This window comes from Vreelandella indica (assembly GCF_037070225.1).
GTDB classification, from domain to species: domain Bacteria; phylum Pseudomonadota; class Gammaproteobacteria; order Pseudomonadales; family Halomonadaceae; genus Vreelandella; species Vreelandella arctica.
This window is the reverse complement of record NZ_JBANSO010000003.1, coordinates 156,009-176,406: the sequence shown is the minus strand read 5'-3', so window position 1 is coordinate 176,406 and position 20,398 is coordinate 156,009. Positions and strand designations below refer to the sequence as shown.

The following is a 20,398-nucleotide window of genomic DNA, read 5'->3' as shown; positions in this document are numbered from 1 at the left end:
CTTTTAAGCGCCGCCATGGCGTTGTTCAAGTGCTGCGCAATAACGTGCATAAATCGGTTGGTACGCGGCCACACGGTCAGGATGGGGGTCAGCCAGTGACTGGGCATCCAGGTGAACTAATTTCTCACACAGCGCTTCCAGGGTTACGCCTTCTGCACGCTGGTCGCACCAGGCCGCCTGTATCGCCGCCCCTAGGGCAGCCGCGTCGGTAATTTCGGGGCAAATCACTTGGGTACCGGTAATGTCCGACACCATCTGTCGCCATACTGGGCTATTCGCACCTCCGCCGATCAGGCGGATCTGGCTAGCCCCTGCGGTTAAATCACCCAATAATTCCAGCCCATAGCGTAGCCCGAAAGTGGCGCCTTCCACCACGGCGCGGCATAAATTAGCCTGGGTGGTATTCAAACTGGTCAGGCCAAGAAAGTCTGCTGAGGCGTTGGGCAACATTGGCACCCGCTCGCCATTGAAAAAAGGCAGCACGGTAACGCCTTCGGCGCCGATGGGCGCGCTGGCTACTTTTTCGCCAAACGCGGCTAGGTCCAGGCCGAACAGCTCGCGTACCCGCGTGGTGGCCGAGGTGACATTCATGGTGCAGATCAACGGCAGCCAGCCACCGGTGCTGGAGCAGAAGTTCGCAACCATGGCGTTGTCACACTCGACGGGGGTGGCCGAGTAAGCGCAAACGGTGCCGGAGGTGCCCAAGCTCAGCGTGATCAACCCTGGGGTAATATTGCCGGTGCCAATGGCGCCCAGCATGTTGTCGCCGCCACCGGAAGAGACAACAACCTGATCACCAAGGCCCAGCTCACGTGCGACTACCTGGCGCACCACGCCAACCGGCTCATGGGCTTCCAACAAACGGGGCAGCACCCGCGCTGGGTCTAGCTCGGGAGCTATTTCCTCAAATACCTGCAACTGCCAGCAGCGTTTGCGGGTATCGAAGTAGCCGGTACCCGAGGCATCGCCCGCTTCGGTGACCCGCTCGCCGGTAAGCCAGAAATTGAGATAGTCGTGGGGTAGCAGCAGGCTTTCGATGCGGTGGTACGCATCTGGGTGATGCTCACGCAGCCAGGCAACCTTTGAGGCGGTATAGCCGGTTTGCAGCACTAACCCCAGTTTTTCCAGGCAGCCCGTTTCACCGCCCAGGCGGGCAACTAATTCGGCATTCTGCGCGCTGGTTTCGGTATCGCACCACAGCTTGGCGGGGTAGACCGGCGCACCATCCGCATCGAGCGCCACCATGCCGTGCTGCTGGCCGGAAACGCCGATACCACGCACCTCACTCGCCGAGACCCCGGCTTTATCGAGGGCGGCAAAGAATGCGCCTTTCAGGGCCGCCAACCACTCGGCCGGTACCTGCTCGCGGCGGCCATTTTCGCCCTCTTCCAAGCGATGGGGGCGGCTTGCTTCCGACAGAATCATGCCTCGTTCAACGTCGACCACCACCACCTTGGTACTTTGGGTACCGCAATCTACCCCGATATACATCACACTGTTCCTTTGGATGACGCCAGACCCTCTAGCGTAGCGCGTGCGCCACGTTCGTGCAGTGAACTTAGAGTTGCTATATAGGCTTCAACAAAGCGGGCGCTGTCGATCAAATCACCAAACAACTCGCGGTTTTCGATAAAGGCCGTGGGTCGAGTGCGGTTCTCAGCGGCAATGGCCATTAGCGGTGCCTTCAAACGATCAACAATCTCAATCGGCTCGCCCTGCTCGTCCACCCCCTCAGCGTAGCGCGCCCAACTGGCCACCACGGCGGCACTGCGCTCTATCTCGCCACCCTGGGCCAACTGCTGGCGAATCACCGGCACTAGCCATTTGGGAATCCGGTCAGAGCTCTCGGCGCAGAGCCGTGCCAGGGTATCTTTGATTTGCGGGTTGGCAAAACGCGCAATCAGCGTTAAGCGATAATCTTCAAGATCAACCCCCGGCACTGGCGCCAATGTTGGTGTGCCCTCCTCGCGCATATAGCCCAAGAGAAAATCAACAAACAGCGGATCTTGGCATACCTCATGGGCGTAGCGGTATCCCGCTAAATAACCAAAGTAGGTCAGCGCCTGATGGCTGGCGTTGAGTAGGCGCAGCTTCATCAGCTCGTAGGGTTCGACATCCTCAACAACTTGAACGCCTACCTTTTCAAACGCTGGGCGGCCAAGGGGAAAGTGGTCCTCCAGCACCCATTGCGTAAAGGGTTCGCAAACCACTGGCCAGGCGTCCTCGACGCCAAAGCGCTGATTAAGCTCATCAATATCGGTAGGTGATGTCACTGGGGTAATGCGATCCACCATGGCGTTGGGAAACGCCACCTCGGCTTCCAGCCAGGCACCTAACTCGGAATCCCGCGCCTGGGCATAGGCGCCGAACATACGTTTAGCGACATCGCCGTTACCTTGAATATTATCGCAGGACATAACGGTAAAGGGTGCAATGCCGCGTGCACGGCGGCGGGCCAGCGCCTCCACCACGAGCCCGAAGCTGGTGGTCGGCTGGGTGGGGTTAGCAAGGTCGGCGCATACCTGAGGATTATCGAGATCGAACTCGCCACTCACCGGATGAAAGTTGTAGCCGCCTTCGGTCACTGTCAGCGACACGATACGAATCGCCGGGTCGGCCATCTGCTCAATCACCGCCTCGGTATCGTCCGGTGCAAACAGGTAATTCACCATACTGCCAATGACCCGCGGCTCGTACTGGCCGTCAGGGTGCTTGACCACCAGGGTGTAGAGATAGTCCTGTGCTGCCAAGGCCTGCTGCATACGTTTGTCGCCGGGCATCACGCCCACGCCAACAATCCCCCAATCCAGCGCTTCGCCCTGGTTCATCAGTGCATCCAGATACATCGCCTGATGGGCACGGTGAAAGCCGCCTACGCCGATATGCACAATACCGGGGGTGAGCGCCTTGCGGTCATAGTGAGGCACAGCAACATCGGCGGTTAGATTGCCCAGGTTGTGATTGTTAAGTTGGGTCATGGGTACTCTCCAGCCAAGGCCTACTTGGCGCGATGGGGATAATAAAAGTGACTAAAACGGTTACAAAAACGCTAGCGCCAGCGCTGGTCAGGCGTTAAACAGCAGCGTTTTACCAATTGCGCATTGAGCATATCTTTGTGGTGGGTCCGCTCCAGCGCCCCGGCGCGGTCCTGGCCCATCTCAAGCCAGCGATTGATCAATCGCTCAACCAACACGTCGTCATCGACGTCTATAAATAGCGTCCAATCAAATAGTGGGCGCAGGTCGCGCCAGGGAGTGCGATCCAGCAGCAAATAGTTGCCTTCGACGATCACGATGCGCTGCTTAAGCGTGATCAGCCGCCCACCTGCACGAGCGAGATCCAGCGGGCGATCAAAGACCGGTACCGCTACCGGATGGATAGCCTGACGGATGCGTTCAAGGTCGCAGCGCAGCCCCTCCACATCGAAGGTGTGAGGCGCGCCTTTAAGCGGCACCTGCTGCTCGCCCAGCACGGCGTTATCGAAGTGATAGCCGTCCATGGGCACCAGACCGACTTGGCCCGGCAAACGCTGATTAATGGCATCGCAGAGCTGGGCGCTGCGATAGGATTTCCCCGCCCCTGGCGGCCCTGCCAGCGCTACCAAGTAGCGCGATGCACCGTCAGCGGCGCTAATAATCTGTTGTGCTAAGGCATCAAGATCAGGCGTCATGGCCACCTCAGCTCATCCAATTGCCGCCATCGACATTAAGCGTCTGGGCAACTACGTAATCGCTGTCCTGGCTGGCCAGAAACACCGCTGCGCCGGTATGATCTTCCGGCAGGCCCATGCGCCCAAATGGAACCGCTTCGCCTACCAGACGTTTCTTCTCGCCAAGCGGACGGTTCTCGTAACGGGCAAAGAGTGCGTCGACTTCCTCCCACATCGGCGTATCCACCACACCGGGAGCAATGCCGTTGACGTTGATGCCGTGTTTGATCAGATCCAACCCGCAGGATTGAGTGAGGCTGATGACGGCTGCCTTGCTGGCGCAGTAAACACTCACTAGGGCTTCACCACGACGCCCCGCCTGGGAGGCTATATTGATAATTTTCCCGCCTTGGCCACGGGCTACCATGGAACGGGCAACCGTTTGCAGGGTAAAAAACATGCCCTTGGTATTAACCGCAAACTGCTTGTCGAAGCTCGCCTCGGTCACCTCAAGCACAGGCGCCATATCAAATACCGCGGCGTTATTGACCAAAATATCGATACCGCCGAAGCGCTGCATCACCGCCTCTACCATGGCATCAATCGAACTCTGATCGCAGACATTTAGTGCCACTCCCATCACCTTCTCGGCGAGCCCCAGCTGCTGCAGTGTCGCTACGGCATCGTCGATGGCGCCACGGTCAATATCGGCCACCACGACATTGGCGCCTTCTGAAAGGTAACGCTGGGCAATGGCCAGGCCGATGCCGCGAGCGCCACCGGTAATCACTGCGGTTTTATCGATCAGTTTCATAGCTATCTCCGATGAATAGGCACGCCGTTAGCATGTGGCAAGCTGGCGCCATGGGTCTGCCATTCGTCCACCAACGCTGCCAGGCCGTGCATGTGCTCTAAAATTCGCCAGGCACCGGCCTGGGTAAGGCGTGCCGACTGTTCAGCATCCACGTGGCTGGCGCCGACAAAACCGATTACGCACATGCCCGCGGCATGAGCGGCGGTTACCCCGGCAACGCTGTCTTCCACCACCAGGCAGTCCCGGGGCACTTGGCCTAACTGGGAGGCTGCCAATTGGTAGAGCGCGGGGTCAGGCTTGGGATTGGCCACCTGATCAGCAGTAAAGATAGGCACGTTGCCAAAGGCTTCTGCCAACCGCGTATTCGCCAATGACGCCAGTACGCGGCTGCGCCGACTGTTGGAAACTACCGCTTTTTCCAACGCGATGCCGCGAACGGCCTTATCCGCCCCCTCTATCGCTTTCAGTTCCCGCGCCAGGCGCGCCTCAATGGCGATGTCCACCTGTTCGGTGGCATCAAGCGGCAGTGTGTGGGCGCTTAACGCTTCGAGATGCGCAAGAATAGCCGCCGTGGTCATCCCCAGGGCCTGGCCCAGCGCCTGGTCAATATTCAGGTCGGGCAGCCACCGGGAGAGATACGCCACCAGCGTGCCTTCCGCGATGGCTTCGCTGTCGACCAGCACGCCATCGCAGTCAAAGATGAGCGTCCTCATGCAGGCTCCTCAGAAGGCGAGCCAGGGGCACGGTTATCTTGGCGGGTCAGCCCTGCTAGCGGGTGCTGCTCCAGGCTTGGCAAGGCCAGCCCGTCAGTATCAAACAAGTGGGCGCGCTCGGGGGCGAAGCCGAAATGGACCGTATCGTTGACCCGGTAGGCCACATCGCCATCGGCCATGATGGTAATGAGCTTATCGTTCATCTGAACGTAGAGCGAGGTTTGGCCCCCTAGCCGCTCCAGCACCTTGATCTCGCCGGTTAAAGGTCCCTGTTCATCAAGCACCAAGTGTTCAGGACGAACACCCAGCTCAAGGGTGGCGTTAGCATCCAAGTGGGTGCCGTCGGCCGGAATGCTGCGCTCACCGCCGCCGGGCAGGCGAATGCCTACTCCCTCAGACGTGACACCGGTCAGCGTTACGGGCAGAAAATTCATTTTCGGTGAACCAATAAAGCCCGCCACAAAGCGATTGCGCGGATGGTGATAGAGCGCCATGGGCGAGCCCACCTGCTCCACCACGCCGTCGTGGAGCACGACGATTTTATCCGCCATGGTCATCGCTTCGATCTGGTCGTGGGTCACGTAGATCATGGTGGCGTCCAGCTCATCGTGCAGGCGCGCCAGCTCAATGCGCATTTGTACCCGCAGCGCGGCATCCAGGTTGGAGAGCGGTTCATCAAACAGGAAGATGCTGGGGTTACGCACAATCGCCCGGCCAATCGCCACGCGCTGGCGCTGACCGCCGGAGAGCGCTTTGGGCTTGCGGTCTAACAGCGGCTCTAGCTGCAGAATCTTGGCCGCTTCCAGCACCTTGGCACGGCGCTCTTCTTTGGGAACCCCCGCCAAGCGCATGCTAAAGCCCATATTGCCTTCTACCGTCATATGCGGGTAAAGCGCGTAGCTCTGAAACACCATGGCGAGGCCGCGGTCCGCTGGACCAACATCATTAATACGCTGTCCGTCGATCAAAATATCGCCGTCGGTAGCACTTTCCAGCCCGGCGATCATGCGCATCAGGGTGGACTTACCGCAGCCAGAAGGGCCAACGAAGACCACAAACTCGCGATCATTCACCTCAAGGTCGATGCCCTTGATCACCTCGGTGTCGCCAAAACGCTTGGTAATATTGTGTAGTTGTAGTGTTGCCATGAGGAATATCCTTTACTTGACGGCGCCAAAGGTCAGGCCACGTACCATTTGTTTTTGCGTCATCCAACCGAGTATCAAAATAGGCGCAATCGCCATGGTGGAAGCGGCAGATAGTTTGGCCCAGAACAGCCCCTCAGGGCTTGAGAATGAGGCGATGTAAGCGGTTAACGGGGCAGCATTTGAGGTGGTCAGGTTGAGACTCCAGAACGCCTCGTTCCAACTCAAAATCACCGATAGCAGGCCCGTTGAAGCGATGCCCGGCAGCGTCAGCGGCAGCAGTAGAAACATCACCTCCTGCAGTGTCGAAGCGCCATCCATACGCCCTGCTTCAAGAATGTCCTTGGGCATATCCTTGAAGAAGGTGTAAAGCATCCACACCACAATCGGCAGGTTCATCAACGTGTAAACGATGATCAGGCCCGTTCGGGTATCCAATAGGCCAACATCGCGGAAGATCAGATAAATTGGCACCAGTACGCCCACCGAGGGCAGCATTTTAGTGGAGAGCATCCACAGCAGCGTGCCTTTGGTGCGCTTGGTGGGCAAGAAAGCCATGGCATAGGCAGACGGTATTGCAATCAGCAGCGCCAGGAAGGTGGAACCAAATGCCACCGCCACGCTGTTAAGGGCAAAGCGTGCATAGCCCGAGCGCTCTTGCACCTCTTGGTAGCTCTCAAGAGTGGGCGAAAAAATCAGCGTAGGATCAGCAATCGCCGCCGATTCGGTTTTAAAACCGGTGAGGATCATCCAGAAAATGGGAAAGAAAATCACCAGCGCTACCGACCAACCCAAGATCGTCAGAAAGGCGCGTTTAGCCTGTGGGGAACGCCACCCTGACACCGAACGTGGCGCCGCCGTTTTGGAACTTAATGTTGTCATCGAAGTACTCCTAAGACACAAGTGCCGGTCTAATCTTCCAGGTTTTTGGCCACCATACGGACCAGGAAGATCGCCACGATATTGGCGAGAATGATCGCGATCACCCCACCGGCGGACGCAGTGCCTACGTCAAAATCGAGCAGCGCACGAATGTAAATCAGATAAGCTAAGTTGGTGGTCGCCAAGCCAGGCCCACCGGAGGTGGTGACGAAAATCTCGGCAAAGATGGTCAGCAGGAAGATCATTTCAATCATGATCACCACACTGATCGCCCGCTTTAGATGCGGCAACGTGATAAAGAAGAAAATCGCTATTGGCCCTGCCCCGTCCATACGGGCGGCTTCGACTTGATCCTCATCCAGCGATTGCATCGCGGTGAGCAGAATCAACAACGCAAACGGCAGCCACTGCCAGGCCACGATGATCACAATGGAGGTCAGCGGCAGCGAGGAGAACCAATCAACAGCGGGCAGGCCAATGAATTCAGCCAGCCACGCCAGCACCCCGTTAGAGGGATGCATCATCATGTTTTTCCACACCAGGGCACTCACGGTGGGCATGACAAAAAACGGTGAGATCGCCAGCACACGAGCAATTCCGCGTCCCGCAAACTCCTGCTGAAACAGCACCGCCAGCAGGGTGCCGCCCACCACGGTAATCGCCAGCACCCACCCCACCAGCAACAACGTGTTACCCATAGCGGCCCATAGGGCAGGGTCGGTGAGAAGATATTCATAGTTTTCCAACCCGGCAAAGCCGGTCATGCCGGGCATTAGCAGGTTATAACGCTGGAAAGAGAACCATAGCGTCATGCCCAGTGGCACAATCATCCAAAGCAATAACAGCGTTACAGCAGGCGCTTGAAGCGAAAGCGTCCGTAGCCCGCCGACCGTCCGGCCAGAAGCACGTGTTTTATTCATGGAAATACCTGCAGAAACAGTGTGGGGGCAATGCCTGCCTAGTGATCAAGGCAGGCATTGCGGTCATCACATCAGTCTAGATAACCGGCACGCTGCATGGTGCGTTCGGTGGCGCGCTGAGCACTATCTAGCGCCTGCTCCACCGTGGTGTCACCGGTTAGCGCCGCGGCAATGGTCTGGCCAACCTGGGTGCCAATCGACTGGAACTCTGGAATGCCAACGAACTGAACACCCACGTAAGGATTGGGTTCCAGGGTGGAATCGGTGGGGTCGGCGTCCTGAATTGCTTTCAGCACGAAGTCAGCAAAGGGTGCTGCTTCGGTATATTGCTCATTGGCGTAGGTGGATTCACGGGTGCCTGGGGGCACGCTGGTCCAGCCTTCGGTTTCGCCGACCAGCTCAATGTACTCTTGCGAGGTGGCCCAGGTAATAAACTCGCGTGCCGCTTCCTGGTTTTCAGAAGAAGCCGGGATCGCTAACGCCCACGACCACAACCAATGCGAGCCTTTGGGTGTTTCTGCGATAGGCGCTGGGGCAAAACCTAGGCTGTCCGCCACATCGGATTCATTGCCGTCATACAGCTTGCCAGCGGCCGAGGTGGCATCGACCCACATGGCACAGTTGCCGCGTGAGAACAGCGCCAGGTTCTCGTTAAAGCCGTTTGAGCTTGCGCCTGGCGGGCCGTAATCGTTAAGCAGATCGACATAAAACTGGATAGCGTTAACCCATGCCTCAGAGTTGAGTTCCGGATTCCACTCTTCATCAAACCAGCGACCGCCGTAGGTGTTCACCAGGGTGGAAACAAAGGCCATGTTTTCGCCCCAGCCCGGCTTACCACGCAGACAGATACCGGCCAAGCCCTCTTCGCTGCCATGCAGTTCGCCAGCCCACTCGCGTACTTCTTCCCAGGTGGGCTGCTCGCTCATTTCGATGCCCGCCTTATCAAACAGGTCTTGGCGGTAGTACATCATTGAGCTTTCGGCATAAAAAGGCAGCGCGTGAAGTGTGCCATCCAGACTCAAGCCATCGCGCACGGAGGCCAGCAGGTCATCTTCGTTGTAGGCCTCGGGTAGATTATCCAGTGGTGACAGCCAGCCGCGCTCTGCCCAGATAGGCACTTCGTAAGTACCAATGGTCATGACGTCAAATTGGCCGCCACCGGTGGCAATATCGGTGGTCATGCGTTGACGCAGAACGTTCTCCTCAAGCACCACCCAATCCAAGGTGATGTCGGGGTGAGATTCTTCGAACGCCTCAGTGAGGCTCTGCATAATCACCATATCGTTGTTATTAACCGTGGCCACGGTGATTTCGGTTTGCGCCTGGGCATGGCTCGATATGGCAATGGCGGCCGCTAGCGTGGTGACGGGCAAGTGACGTGCGAGTCGCATAAAGCACTCCTATGGGCTTGTTTTGGCATTGTTGTCGCCTTGATCTTATTGATCATCTACCGAACAAATGATCGTACGTAAGACAAAAAAAAGCAAAGCCGATCGGCTTAGACTTTACGCTAACTTATTACCCTTGATGCATGTTGCAGTGCACGCACCTAGGTTTGAAACTTCTTATAGCGCGTCGACAATTTGTCGAGCGGCCACTTCGTCGGTCACCAACCCTTTTAACCAACGGCCACGCAGCGCGGCATGAATCGCCGGGGCTTTTTCACGTCCTCCCGCTATCGCCACCATATGGTGCTTGCCAAAGCGCTCCAGGGGCAGACTAGTGACCCGCCGGGTAATCGAGCAGTCGATCACCTCGCCGTCGCTATTCAGCGGCCAGCCAAGCAACTCCCCTACCGCTGCCAAACCCAGCAACTCATCTAGTTCGCTTTCGCTAATAAAGTGATCTTGAAACAGCGTGGCCTGGCGGTCGATGCGCCCTACGCCAATAAAAGCAGCCTCGGACTCGCGCGCCACATCGGCAATTTTTTTAAATAACCGCTGTGTCAGCATCGCCTCTTTTTCAACCAGCGTTTCCGCCACCACTGGTGCGGGGAGCAAAAAGCGTTCACCGCCGGTTTTATCCGCCATCACCATCACCGCATCGTAACGGTTAGCCGAGCCGTCCCGGGCAACATTCCCTACTAGCGACACAAAGCGATGCTGAGGCCGCTCAACGCGGCTGAGCGCCTCGACCGCTGCCCGCACCGAACGCCCGGTGCCTAACGAAAGCGTCAACGGCTCACTGCGTTCAACCAACTGCGCCACCCGCTCGGCGGCTGCCACGGCTAGGTAAGAAGCCGCACTTTCGGCGGCGTGGTTATCGGCAGGAACCACGTCGCAGTAGGTCAAACCAAAGTGATCACGCAACGTGCTGCCTAGCGCCATACAGTTAGAGATCGGGTGATCAATATGCACTTTCACCAGCCCCTCCTGGCGAGCCAAGGCTAACAAGCGCTGCACGCCTGGCCGTGAAACACCCAACTGGCTGGCGATCTCATCCTGGGTCATTCCCCCCACGTAAGACATCCAGGCGGCCCTGGCCGCCTGGTCCAGCTTTACCTCAAATTTATCCATATAATGGCTCACTTAATGAGTACTGAAACATCATCATACAAAGCTAAGCCCGCGACCAGTAGTCGTCTATCCGCTAACATACGTGTAGTACAGCGCTTGATGATGAATGGATTGCAGAGGGGATTAGCATGTACAAATTGGCTTTTTTTGTTCCCGTGGAAGATGCCGACAGCGTTAAGCAAGCCGTGTTTGAAGCTGGTGCTGGGCGTATGGGGGCATACGAGAGTGTCTGTTTTCAAACCCGTGGCACGGGGCAGTTTCGCCCGACCGAAGGTGCCCACCCGCACATTGGTTCAGTGGGCAGCCTAGAAAAAGTCGAAGAGTTCAAAGTGGAACTAGTCTGTGATGACGCCCACATCCATGGTGCTATCGCGGCCTTGAAACTTGCCCATCCCTACGAAGAAGTCGCTTATGATGTGTGGCAATTAGCCGATCTATAGCGAGTTGACGCAGTGGCAGTGCGACTTATGCACTGCCAAAATAGCGTTCCCGATCCTCAGGCGTCACCATGCTGATGTGCAGCGGAAACTCATTGTGGGGACGGTCAGCGTAAAAGTGCCGCAGCGTGCGCTCAATGGTCGTAAAGGCCAGTTCATCCCAGGGAATTTCGTGTTCCTCAAATAGCGCCACTTCCAGGCTTTCCGGTCCGGCGCTGAAGCCGCCGATTAGTTCGGCACGAAAAATCATATACACCTGATTGATATGCGGTAAATCAATCAGGGTATAGAGGTTGGCCAGTTTGACCTCGGCACAGGCCTCTTCGCGGGTCTCTCTGGCGGCAGCCTGCTGGGTTGATTCAGCGTTTTCCATATAGCCAGCAGGCAGCGTCCAGTAGCCTTTGCGCGGTGAAATTGCACGCTTACAGAGCAATACCTTGCTACCGCTAACGGGCAGCGTGCCGGCCACAATGCGCGGATTCTGATAGTGAATCGTCCCGCAGGCATCGCACAGGTAGCGTGGGCGATCATCGCCTTCGGGGACTGCAAAACGCACCTTATCACCACAGTGGCTACAAAAGTTCATCGCGTATTCTCAACGGCTAGTGAATAGAAGCCTCGACGCGCTTGACGTCAATGACCGCTGCTGGGTAAAAGAGAACAAAGTTATTGGATGCCCCATGTTAGAGAAACTGCGCAAACGCCTGCAACTGCTAACGCCTCAACGCTTGGACCACGTCGTGATGCCCGAAGCCGCCGTGCTTTTACCCATTGTCGAGCGTCCAGCGCCAACTTTACTATTTACCCGCCGCGCCAGCCACTTGAACACTCATAGCGGCCAGGTGGCGTTTCCTGGCGGTAAGCGTGAGCCCTTCGATGCAGATCTCTACGCGACCGCCTTACGCGAAGCTGAGGAGGAGATTGCCCTCGACCCCCGCCTGGTGCAACCCCTGGGCCGGCTGTCGGATGTTATTTCTCTACACGGTATACGCGTGACGCCATGGGTCGGCATCATTCCACCCGACTTACCGCTGGTGGCCGACCCCGGTGAACTAGATGCTATTTTTGAAGTGCCGCTCAGCCATTTTCTGGATGATCACCGCACCCATACCGATGTCATTACCGTGGATGGCGTAGCTCACTATGTGCCCAGCTATCATGTGGACGGCCACGTGATTTGGGGACTTTCGGCGATGATGCTGGTGGAATTACTGGCCGAAGGCTTCGGAATGCCGATTGATCTATATCAGCGCCCCCAGGGGCCGCTGTGCCACCACCCTGAACGCAAAAACCGTCTATCGACATCCTCTAAGACCACTATTGGCTCAGCGCCATCGAGCCACGACAAATGACCCCCAGTGTTGCTACGTTTTTGCCTGCGCTTCAGCCAGCGACGCAGGTTGCCCTTGTGGATGCGCTGGTCGAGCAGGGCTGGTATGTCGGCCGCGAGGTGATCGATCTGGGCCTATGTGAAGAGCTGAATCACGAGCTTCTTCATCGAGCAGCTTATAACGGCCTGGATGAAGCGGGCATTGGCCGCGGCCAGCAGCACCTGCTGCGCAAAGATATCCGCGGTGACGCCATTCACTGGCTTGACCGTGAAAGTGCCGCCCAGCGGCGCTATCTTGACGCCATGAGCGAGTTACAGCAGGCGCTCAACCACGCACTGTTTTTAGGCCTGTTCGAGTATGAAGCCCACTTTGCCCACTACCCTCCTGGCGCTTTTTATCAGCGCCATGTGGACAGCTTCCGCGGCCGCGCTAACCGCGTTATCTCTACGGTAGGGTATTTAACGCCGGACTGGCCCAGCGACGGTGGCGGGGAAATGGTGATTTACCACCCGGACGACCCCAGCCAAGAGGTCGCTCGGGTCGTACCCGAAGCGGGAACTTTCGCCTGCTTCTTATCTGAAACCATTCCTCATGAAGTGCTGCCTACCCGCTGCCCACGGACCAGCATTGCGGGCTGGTTCAGGCGCAATGCGTCGCTAGGTGGCGTGCTGGATCCAGCGCGCTAGCGTTTTCAGACCCTAAACAGGCTAACCGATCGGAACGATTTGCCCGTTAGCCTGCTCCAGCACTTCGCGAACCTGTTCGTAATCAACGCTGGATGGGTTGCCACCCTCATGGTGTTCAATCAAACCAACAACGTTTAACAGCGTATCCATGCCAAACACCTCTTCGTCCGTTGCGGTAAAGGCTTGGATGTAATTGCCCCCACCTTCCCCCCAGCCTACTTTGATCGGTGAATCGATAATATTGACCTGAGTACCCACTGGCACGCGCCAGAATACCGACTCGATATCCTCTGGATGCATTCGGATACAGCCGCGGCTGGCACGCATGCCAATGCCGTCCGGCTGGTTAGTGCCATGAATCAGGTATCCGGGGATATCCAGCAAAATAGCGTATTGGCCTAATGGATTATCAGCACCAGGGGCAACCACGGCGGGCGCAGGATCGCCACGTTCGGCGGCCTCTCGGCGAATCGATTCAGGCGGGTACCATGCCGGGTTTTCAAGCCGCATGGTGGTTTCAGTAATGCCCAGCGGCGTGTTGTAGGCATCGCGTCCGATACCAATGGGGTACGTCTCGACACGCGGCGTCTCCCCTGCCTCTACCTCGGGGTAATAATAAAGGCGTAGCTCAGCCACATTGATCACAATGCCGGTCCGCGCCTCATCGGGCAAAATAAACTGCCCAGGGATAGTCACCTCGGTTCCCTCTCCCGGTACCCAGAGGCTGGTATCCGGATTAGCCATGCGAATTTCTTCGTAGCCGACATTATGCGCTCGGGCAATATCCATTAGCGTATCTTCTTCACTAGCGGTGACGGTATATACCTCGCCCACCATATTGCCTTGCTCCGGAAGCGGGAAATGACCTTTGGGCAGTTCACTGCTGTCAGCGGCGGCAGTGGACGCTAATAGCCATGCTCCCAGCGCGACACTACTGACACAGACCTGCTTTATACGTCGTAAAGGGTGGTACTGGGAAATCATCGTCAGGTTTCTCCTTTTAGGGTAGGAATATGACGACTGGGGCGAAGCAGGTCAATTCGACAGACTGTCGCACAATGACGCGGGGACAGCCTCACGTGCTGCACTGCCATAAACGTAGCCAACTAAAAGTTTTAGTGAATTGGTTGTATTTTTGATCACAACGACTAATCTATTAATTGTCTTAGCGCAGTGACGCGCATGGCGGCGTTAATTACTCAAGCGTAATTAACATACACAGGAGTAATAGCACTGGCGTTGTAAAGCTACTTTAAAGCACAGCTAACACCCTCTGCTATTGATTTATGCGGGCTATTTCGCGGAGTCGTTAAGCCCAATGAAATCGCAAGGAGCAAGTAAAATGAAAATGATCAAACCCGCCTTTCTAGGTACTCTCATGGTTCCAGCCGTTATGTTTGCTGCAGGCACCGTTAATGCCGAAGAGAATACCACTACCATGGAAGCAACCTACCTGACCGAAACACCAGAAGGTACTTTTCATGCTGATGCCTTAACCGGCAATCAAGTCAAGAGTAGTGTCGAAGATGACGAAGACATCGGCACCATCACTGACCTTGTCATCGGTGAAGATGGCCAAATTAATGCGGTGGTAGTAGGCGTTGGTGGTTTCCTCGGTATGGGCGAGAAAAATGTCGCTATCGAATGGGATTCACTTGAATTAACCAAAGACGAAGATGGTGAAGATTACATCATTACCGTTAATGCTTCACAAGACGCACTAGAATCTGCAGAAGAGTATAACCGTAACGGCGACTTGGAAGACGAATAAGCTTACTTCAGTCATATAAGACAGTCATACAAAAAGCCTTGGCAATTGCCAAGGCTTTTTTATTGCTTTTAATTTAGTACTTAAAGAATTACTTTATGGCTAGCTTTTATTTAAAAGCCATAAAGGTTCACACATAATCGCCATGTGTGAACCAGAGCACTGATTAAATCAGCCCTTTAACTTAGCCGTCATGCTAATGTCAGCTTTAAGCACTTTTGAAACGGGGCAATTAGCTTTCGCCGTTTCCGCTGCTTCCTGGAAAGCTGCGTCGTCGGCGCCACTGATGGCAGCGACAACATCCAGGTGGATTTTGGAAATATCAAACCCTGCATCGCTCTGAGAAAGGGTCACTTTAGCGCTGGTCTCAATAGAATCAGCGGTATAGCCTTTCTCACCTAAAATCATGGAGAGCGCCATAGAGAAGCAGCTGGCGTGTGCTGCGCCAATCAGTTCCTCGGGATTAGTGCCTTTTTCATCTTCAAAACGCTTGCTGAAGGAGTAATTGGCATCTAAAACGCCACTCTCGGTTGAAACGGTGCCTTTGCCATCCTTAAGACCACCTTCCCAACGTGCGCTAGCTGTACGATCCATAACAACTCCTTGTGTGTGCCAATATGCGTAAACATATTGTCAGTGTAAGTGTCAGTGTGGGTTCGGCGAGGATTGCCGCTTGACCACCTCACCAGCGTAGCTGATTTTTTGTTTCTCTGCCGCCCCCCTTACTTTCATCGCTTCCATCGACTCTCGTTCAGCCGTAAGCTAGTTAGCTACCTAACTGCGTTACTTATTTAATGTTAAGGACTCGCCATGTCGTCGGCTGATGCGCTGCGTTTGATACTGCTCTCTTCTCTGTGGGGCCTTTCGTTTATCTTTATGCGCGTAGCCGCCCCCGAATTTGGCGCGGTACCGTTAGTATTGGTACGTATGGGAATTGGCGCACTGCTGCTCATGCCGCTGTTGATCAGCCTGCATTACCTGCGGTTGATTTGGCAGCATAAGGGCCCGCTGCTTTTTTTAGGTATTGTGAATCACGTGCTGCCTTTTTCGTTACTGGCACTTGCCACCACGCGACTAGAGGCGGGCTTTACCTCATTAATTAATGCTACCACGCCGATTTTTACTGCGCTGATCGGCGCGCTGTTTTTCGCTACCGCCATACAGCGCCAGCAGTACTTAGGCCTCGCCCTGGCACTGCTGGGGGTCTATGTGCTCTCTGCGGATCGACTCGATTTCGCCCTGGGCGGCGACGGCTGGTTTATTTTGGCTGTTTTAGGCGCCACGTTTTGCTACGGCATTGCAGGCAATTATTCTAAAACGCGCCTTGGTCACCTACCCACACGTGTACTCGCCGCAGGCAGTAGCGCCATGTCAGCGTTGGTGCTGCTGATCCCCGGCATTCTATTATGGCCAAACGAGCCCATTAGCAGCCTGGCCTGGGGAAACGCGCTGGCACTGGCAGCGCTAAGCACCACTCTGGCCTTCCTGCTCTACTTTGGCTTACTCGCCAGCGCGGGCGCCACCGCCACTTCAACGGTGACGTTTCTGGTGCCGGTGAGCGCGCTGATATGGGGTTATCTACTGCTTGGAGAGACGCTGAACGTTCAGATTATCGCGGGCATGGTCATTACCCTCATTGGCACGGCGATCGCCACTAAACTACTACGCGTCAAGCGTCGCGAAACGTCGCCGCCAGTCTATCCCCCACACGAATAATACTACCTGCGCCTTCTAGCAGCGTGGCGTTCTGGCCAAAGTGGGCGCCTTTCAAGGCAGGCTGAGTATTAAGCTCAATCAAGGTTTTTAGCGGCTCAGCAGGGGCTGGTACTGCCGCCGTATGCTGATCGATAGTAGTGATCTTGCAGCGTTTGCAGGGCTTACGCAGCGCTAGTTGGAAAGCTCCCTTTTGTTCAGAAAGCGTCGCCCAACGGTCTTCAGCCCACGCCTCATCGCTCTCTACCACAATATTGGGCCGAAAACGGTTCATGGGCACTGGCGCGCCCCCTTTTGCCACCAACGCTTGATTGAGTGCATCCAACGAGCCCGTGGACGTGATCAGAAACGGATAGCCATCGGCGAAATAGGTATACGCCGCTCCACCGTCAAGGAAATCCTCTTCGACCGCGCGGGGAAATTCAGTTGCAAAACGTACCAAGCTCAGCCCTTGCGCCTGTTCACCCAAGGCAGCGACTAACCAGCGAGAAACATCTTCGCTCTCCGGCAGGGCTTTGCAGTGATCATTCCACACGCTGACCAGACGCAAATTACCGGCGGGTTCTGCCAGCGGTATGTTCAGCGGGTCAACGCCAGGGTGAGATAGCACCAAGTACTCGTCGGTGAGAGCGACCTCAATGGTGGCGAGCGCAGGGAGTTGTCGCTGGGTCACAAAGCGCTGCTGGGCGTCCACCAGCATCCAGCGGCGATCCCAGGCGAGCCCGTGCTCTTGTAGCTCGCTGTGATTAACGCTGATGCCTTTTAGCGACTTTACGGGGTAGATGTTGAGTAGAGTAATCTGCACGGCAGCCTCGCGACAAGTAAAAAGGCTACTTTAGCCACTCACAATGGTGATCGCTACTCGAAAGCGTGACCTATACCTATAGCGTCATGCCTGTTTCGATACGGTAGCCTAAATCCACCACTTTCTGGGTCAGTGGCTCACCGCGAATACGCGCTAACAGCTGCCCCGCTGCTGCTTCGCCGATGGCCTGACGCGGTGTCACCACGCTGGCCAAGCGTGGTGTCATCACATGGCCCACATCGTGGCCATGAAAGCCCGCCAAGGCCATCCGCCCAGGCACCTCAATACCGCGTCGCTGGCATTCAAAATAAGCGCCTACGGCAACGTCGTCATTGGTACAAAACAGGCCATCCGCCGCTGGGTAGTCAACTAACACCTGCTTGAGTAGGGCAGCTCCCACGCTGTAAGAAGAGCGCTGGGTGCTTTGCAGCGTCACCGGCGGTAATCCGTGCTCTTCCATGGCACGACGGTAGCCCAACTCACGCTGCCGGGTACGTTCATCCAACCGCACCGCCAGATAAATCACTTGGCGACGACCGCGGCGGATCATCTCACTCACCATGTCATAGGCGGCTTGTACGTTGTCGTAGCCCACGGTCTGTTGTAGCGGAGGGCGATGGGTATCCATGATTTCGACAATTGGGATACCGGCGGTTTCCAGCATACGCAGGCTACGCGGCGTGTGATCACGGTCAGAAAGGATAACGCCATCGACGTTATAGGAGAGCAATGACGCCAGGCTGCGCTCTTCAAGCTCAGGGCTATAGCCATAGTGAGAGAGCATTAAGTGATAGCCTGCGGGTTCCGTTAACGCCTCAATGCCGACAATGATATCGGCGAACACTTGGTTGGTCAGCGACGGCACCAGCACGCCAATCGAATGACTGGTAGCCCTGGAAAGTAAATCGGGCGCACGGTTGGGAATATAGCCGATCTGTTCGGCAATCGAGAAAATGCGCTCACGAAGCCCTTCCGAAACCGTTTCAGGTTCACGCAGGCAGCGGCTGACCGTCATTTTGGTAGCCCCTACGTGGTCGGCAATGTCCTGTAGGGTGGGGCGTTTTTTCTTCAAGGGGGTAACTGCCTTATGCAGTGAGGGAGCATTGAGGTCGCCCCTTCAATCGGCGGCCTCAATACCTATTAACTCTTTTGCCTAGTGAGCGTTAGCCTAGTTGTGCGTTAGCTTAGTGTGCGGCTGGGCAGTGGCAGCGTGGCAGCAAATTGATCGACGATTTGCATGGGCGACAGGGCAATGGAGGCGTTAAACGCCTCCTCTTCATCAGGCGGCTCTAAATCAGCCAATTGACTGGCCAACATGGTATCGCCTTTGAAGAAGTGCCCTGCCCGTGTTTCTAGCCGCTCAAGCAGCAGCTCTTGCGTGCCCTCTAAGTAGAGAATCTGCAGCGCTGAGTCACCTTGGCGCAGTCGGTCACGGTAGCGCCTTTTCAACCCAGAGCAGGCAATCACCAGCGACGCATCTCTGGCCCGATAGTCGGCGAATAGCGCCGCCAACGTATCGAGCCACTCGCTCCGGTCATCGTCATTGAGCGGTGTGCCGCTGGCCATTTTGGCTACATTGGCGGGCGAATGGTAATCGTCGCCGTCAATGAACGTCGCCCCGACGGTTTGGGCCAACTGGCGGCCAATGTGCGATTTTCCAGAGCCAGACACACCCATCACTAAAATACGATGCGAGAGGGTCTTCACAGAAGCTCTCCTATTCATTACCAAGAACCTCAGTTGCCGCGCACAGCGGTAAGATCAGGCAGCCAGGTAACGATACCCGGGAAGGCGATCAGGATCACCAGCACGACGAGGAGCGCTACGTAGTAAGGTAGCATCGCTTTGACCAAAGACTCCATGGAGACTTTGCCCACACCACAACCGACGTAAAGGCAGGTGCCAACCGGCGGGGTTAGCAGCCCGATGCCCAATACAAAGGCCATTAGTACGCCAAAGTAAGCCGCATCAACGCCCACCGAGGTGACAATAGGCGCTAGCATCGGCGCCATGATGACCATGGCCGGGGTTAAGTCCATGACAAAGCCCACCAACAACAGCAACGTTGCCACAATCAGCAGTAACAGGAACGGGTCTTGGGTAATCGCCTGCACTTGGCTGACCAGGGTTTGCGGCACCATATTAATGGTTAGGAACCAAGCAATCACCGTCGCAAACGCTAGCAGCATCATCACCATACCGGTCAAACGAGCAGTACGAATCAGCATACCGCCGAGCTCTTTGAGCTTGAACTCACGGTAAACCACCAGCGAAATAGCCAGCGCATAAAGCAGTGCCGCTACGGCCGCTTCGGTTGCGGTAAATACACCGCCAATAATACCGCCAATTACGATGACCGGGAGTACCAGCGCAAGCCAGGCATCTTTGAAGGCTTTCCAGAGGCGATCCCAGCGGAACTGCTGCACACCGCCGCCATCCTTTTTAGCAAGAATATAGGTGGTCACCATCAGCGCAAAGCCAATCAACAGACCCGGAATGATACCGGCGATAAACAGGCGGCTAATCGAGGTTTCAGTGACGATGCCGTACAGAATCAGCGGGATGGAGGGCGGAATAATGATCCCGATCACCGAGGACACGGTGTTGATCGCGGTAGCATTAGCCGCGGTGTAGCCCTGCTCTTTCATGGAGGGAATCATCATCGCGCCGGTAGCAGCCGTATCGGCCACCGCTGACCCACTGATGCCACCAAAGAACATCGAACCGGTAATGGCAACCTGCCCTAGCCCCCCGCGCATAAAGCCGACCAAAGCGCCAGCCAGTTCCATCAAGCGACGAGCGATACCGCCATTGCTCATCACCTCACCGACTAAAATAAAGAACGGGATAGCGAGCAGCGGGAAGCTGTTAACACCGCGAATAGACTGTTCGATCATGATCGACAGCGGAATATCTGAAAGCACCGCCATGACCAGCGCCGCCACACCTAAACCAAAGGCAATGGGCAGCCCAATAACGATAGAGACCAATAAAATGGCCAGGAAAATCCATAGCATGA

General features: G+C 56.0%; 22 protein-coding genes. 5 read left to right on the top strand and 17 right to left on the bottom strand.

Annotation, left to right across the window (positions count from 1 at the left end; translation table 11 throughout):
* Nucleotides 1-3: 3 nt before the first annotated feature.
* From xylB to V8L71_RS03380, 10 genes are all read right to left on the bottom strand, one after another.
* Entirely contained in the window at nt 4-1,491 is a 1,488-nt protein-coding gene (gene xylB / locus V8L71_RS03425) for a xylulokinase (RefSeq protein WP_176303758.1), read from the bottom strand.
* Nucleotides 1,491-2,978, bottom strand: coding sequence for a mannitol dehydrogenase family protein (locus tag V8L71_RS03420; protein WP_176303759.1), 1,488 nt, complete (start codon nt 2,976-2,978; stop codon nt 1,491-1,493). The genes xylB and V8L71_RS03420 overlap by 1 nt, the downstream gene beginning before the upstream one ends.
* 71 nt (nt 2,979-3,049) lie before the next feature.
* Entirely contained in the window at nt 3,050-3,670 is a 621-nt protein-coding gene (locus tag V8L71_RS03415) for a nucleoside/nucleotide kinase family protein (RefSeq protein WP_176303760.1), read from the bottom strand.
* A 7-nt stretch (nt 3,671-3,677) separates the two neighbouring features.
* The gene (locus V8L71_RS03410) at nt 3,678-4,463 is read right to left on the bottom strand and encodes an L-iditol 2-dehydrogenase (RefSeq protein WP_176303761.1); all 786 of its coding nucleotides are present in this window, start codon (nt 4,461-4,463) and stop codon (nt 3,678-3,680) included.
* Between the two features lie 2 nt (nt 4,464-4,465).
* Nucleotides 4,466-5,176 (bottom strand): HAD family hydrolase, encoded by a 711-nt coding sequence (locus tag V8L71_RS03405; RefSeq protein WP_176303762.1) that lies wholly within the window; start codon nt 5,174-5,176, stop codon nt 4,466-4,468.
* On the bottom strand, nt 5,173-6,324 hold the full coding sequence (locus tag V8L71_RS03400; protein ID WP_336273211.1) for an ABC transporter ATP-binding protein: 1,152 nt from the start codon (nt 6,322-6,324) through the stop codon (nt 5,173-5,175). Before V8L71_RS03400 ends, V8L71_RS03405 begins: the two co-directional genes overlap by 4 nt.
* A 12-nt stretch (nt 6,325-6,336) precedes the next feature.
* Nucleotides 6,337-7,203, bottom strand: coding sequence for a carbohydrate ABC transporter permease (locus V8L71_RS03395; RefSeq protein ID WP_176303764.1), 867 nt, complete (start codon nt 7,201-7,203; stop codon nt 6,337-6,339).
* Between the two features lie 29 nt (nt 7,204-7,232).
* Nucleotides 7,233-8,123 carry a carbohydrate ABC transporter permease gene (locus tag V8L71_RS03390; RefSeq protein ID WP_336273210.1) on the bottom strand — a complete coding sequence of 297 codons (891 nt, stop codon included), beginning with the start codon at nt 8,121-8,123 and terminating at the stop codon, nt 7,233-7,235.
* Between the two features lie 71 nt (nt 8,124-8,194).
* Nucleotides 8,195-9,514: an ABC transporter substrate-binding protein gene (locus V8L71_RS03385; protein WP_336273209.1), complete on the bottom strand. Its 1,320-nt coding sequence runs from the start codon at nt 9,512-9,514 to the stop codon at nt 8,195-8,197.
* A 174-nt stretch (nt 9,515-9,688) separates the two neighbouring features.
* A complete protein-coding gene (locus tag V8L71_RS03380; RefSeq protein WP_336273208.1) occupies nt 9,689-10,639 on the bottom strand; it encodes a sugar-binding transcriptional regulator in 951 nt (316 codons plus the stop codon).
* 128 nt (nt 10,640-10,767) lie between these two features.
* Between V8L71_RS03380 and V8L71_RS03375 the strand changes: the two genes are divergently transcribed.
* Nucleotides 10,768-11,079 (top strand): YqfO family protein, encoded by a 312-nt coding sequence (locus V8L71_RS03375; protein ID WP_336273207.1) that lies wholly within the window; start codon nt 10,768-10,770, stop codon nt 11,077-11,079.
* Nucleotides 11,080-11,104: 25 nt separating this feature from the next.
* On the opposite strand, the gene V8L71_RS03370 is transcribed toward V8L71_RS03375, so the two are convergent.
* Nucleotides 11,105-11,662, bottom strand: coding sequence for an NUDIX hydrolase (locus tag V8L71_RS03370; protein WP_008958202.1), 558 nt, complete (start codon nt 11,660-11,662; stop codon nt 11,105-11,107).
* Between the two features lie 94 nt (nt 11,663-11,756).
* Here V8L71_RS03370 and V8L71_RS03365 point away from each other — a divergent pair, with 94 nt between their 5' ends.
* Both V8L71_RS03365 and V8L71_RS03360 read left to right on the top strand, forming a co-directional pair.
* The gene (locus tag V8L71_RS03365; protein ID WP_336273206.1) at nt 11,757-12,428 is read left to right on the top strand and encodes a CoA pyrophosphatase; all 672 of its coding nucleotides are present in this window, start codon (nt 11,757-11,759) and stop codon (nt 12,426-12,428) included.
* Entirely contained in the window at nt 12,425-13,093 is a 669-nt protein-coding gene (locus V8L71_RS03360) for a 2OG-Fe(II) oxygenase (protein ID WP_336273205.1), read from the top strand. Before V8L71_RS03365 ends, V8L71_RS03360 begins: the two co-directional genes overlap by 4 nt.
* A gap of 21 nt (nt 13,094-13,114) precedes the next feature.
* On the opposite strand, the gene V8L71_RS03355 is transcribed toward V8L71_RS03360, so the two are convergent.
* Entirely contained in the window at nt 13,115-14,077 is a 963-nt protein-coding gene (locus V8L71_RS03355) for a L,D-transpeptidase family protein (protein WP_336273204.1), read from the bottom strand.
* A 358-nt stretch (nt 14,078-14,435) separates the two neighbouring features.
* Between V8L71_RS03355 and V8L71_RS03350 the strand changes: the two genes are divergently transcribed.
* On the top strand, nt 14,436-14,864 hold the full coding sequence (locus V8L71_RS03350; protein ID WP_008958206.1) for a PRC-barrel domain-containing protein: 429 nt from the start codon (nt 14,436-14,438) through the stop codon (nt 14,862-14,864).
* Between the two features lie 168 nt (nt 14,865-15,032).
* On the opposite strand, the gene V8L71_RS03345 is transcribed toward V8L71_RS03350, so the two are convergent.
* Entirely contained in the window at nt 15,033-15,455 is a 423-nt protein-coding gene (locus V8L71_RS03345; RefSeq protein ID WP_336273203.1) for an OsmC family protein, read from the bottom strand.
* 216 nt (nt 15,456-15,671) lie between these two features.
* On the opposite strand from V8L71_RS03345, the gene V8L71_RS03340 reads away from it, so the two are divergent.
* A complete protein-coding gene (locus tag V8L71_RS03340; protein ID WP_176303771.1) occupies nt 15,672-16,577 on the top strand; it encodes a DMT family transporter in 906 nt (301 codons plus the stop codon).
* Here V8L71_RS03340 and V8L71_RS03335 read toward each other — a convergent pair.
* The 4 genes from V8L71_RS03335 to V8L71_RS03320 all read right to left on the bottom strand — a co-directional run bounded on the left by V8L71_RS03335 (nt 16,531) and on the right by V8L71_RS03320 (nt 20,396).
* Complete coding sequence (locus V8L71_RS03335; RefSeq protein WP_336273202.1) at nt 16,531-17,379, bottom strand: MOSC domain-containing protein; 849 nt, start codon at nt 17,377-17,379, stop codon at nt 16,531-16,533. The two genes, V8L71_RS03340 and V8L71_RS03335, sit on opposite strands and share 47 nt — an antisense overlap.
* 76 nt (nt 17,380-17,455) lie before the next feature.
* Nucleotides 17,456-18,451, bottom strand: a complete 996-nt coding sequence (gene gntR / locus V8L71_RS03330) for a gluconate operon transcriptional repressor GntR (protein ID WP_035559532.1) — start codon at nt 18,449-18,451, stop codon at nt 17,456-17,458.
* A 107-nt stretch (nt 18,452-18,558) separates the two neighbouring features.
* Nucleotides 18,559-19,086 carry a gluconokinase, GntK/IdnK-type gene (locus V8L71_RS03325; protein WP_176303773.1) on the bottom strand — a complete coding sequence of 176 codons (528 nt, stop codon included), beginning with the start codon at nt 19,084-19,086 and terminating at the stop codon, nt 18,559-18,561.
* A 29-nt stretch (nt 19,087-19,115) separates the two neighbouring features.
* Nucleotides 19,116-20,396, bottom strand: coding sequence for a TRAP transporter large permease (locus V8L71_RS03320; RefSeq protein WP_336273201.1), 1,281 nt, complete (start codon nt 20,394-20,396; stop codon nt 19,116-19,118).
* Nucleotides 20,397-20,398: the final 2 nt, after the last annotated feature.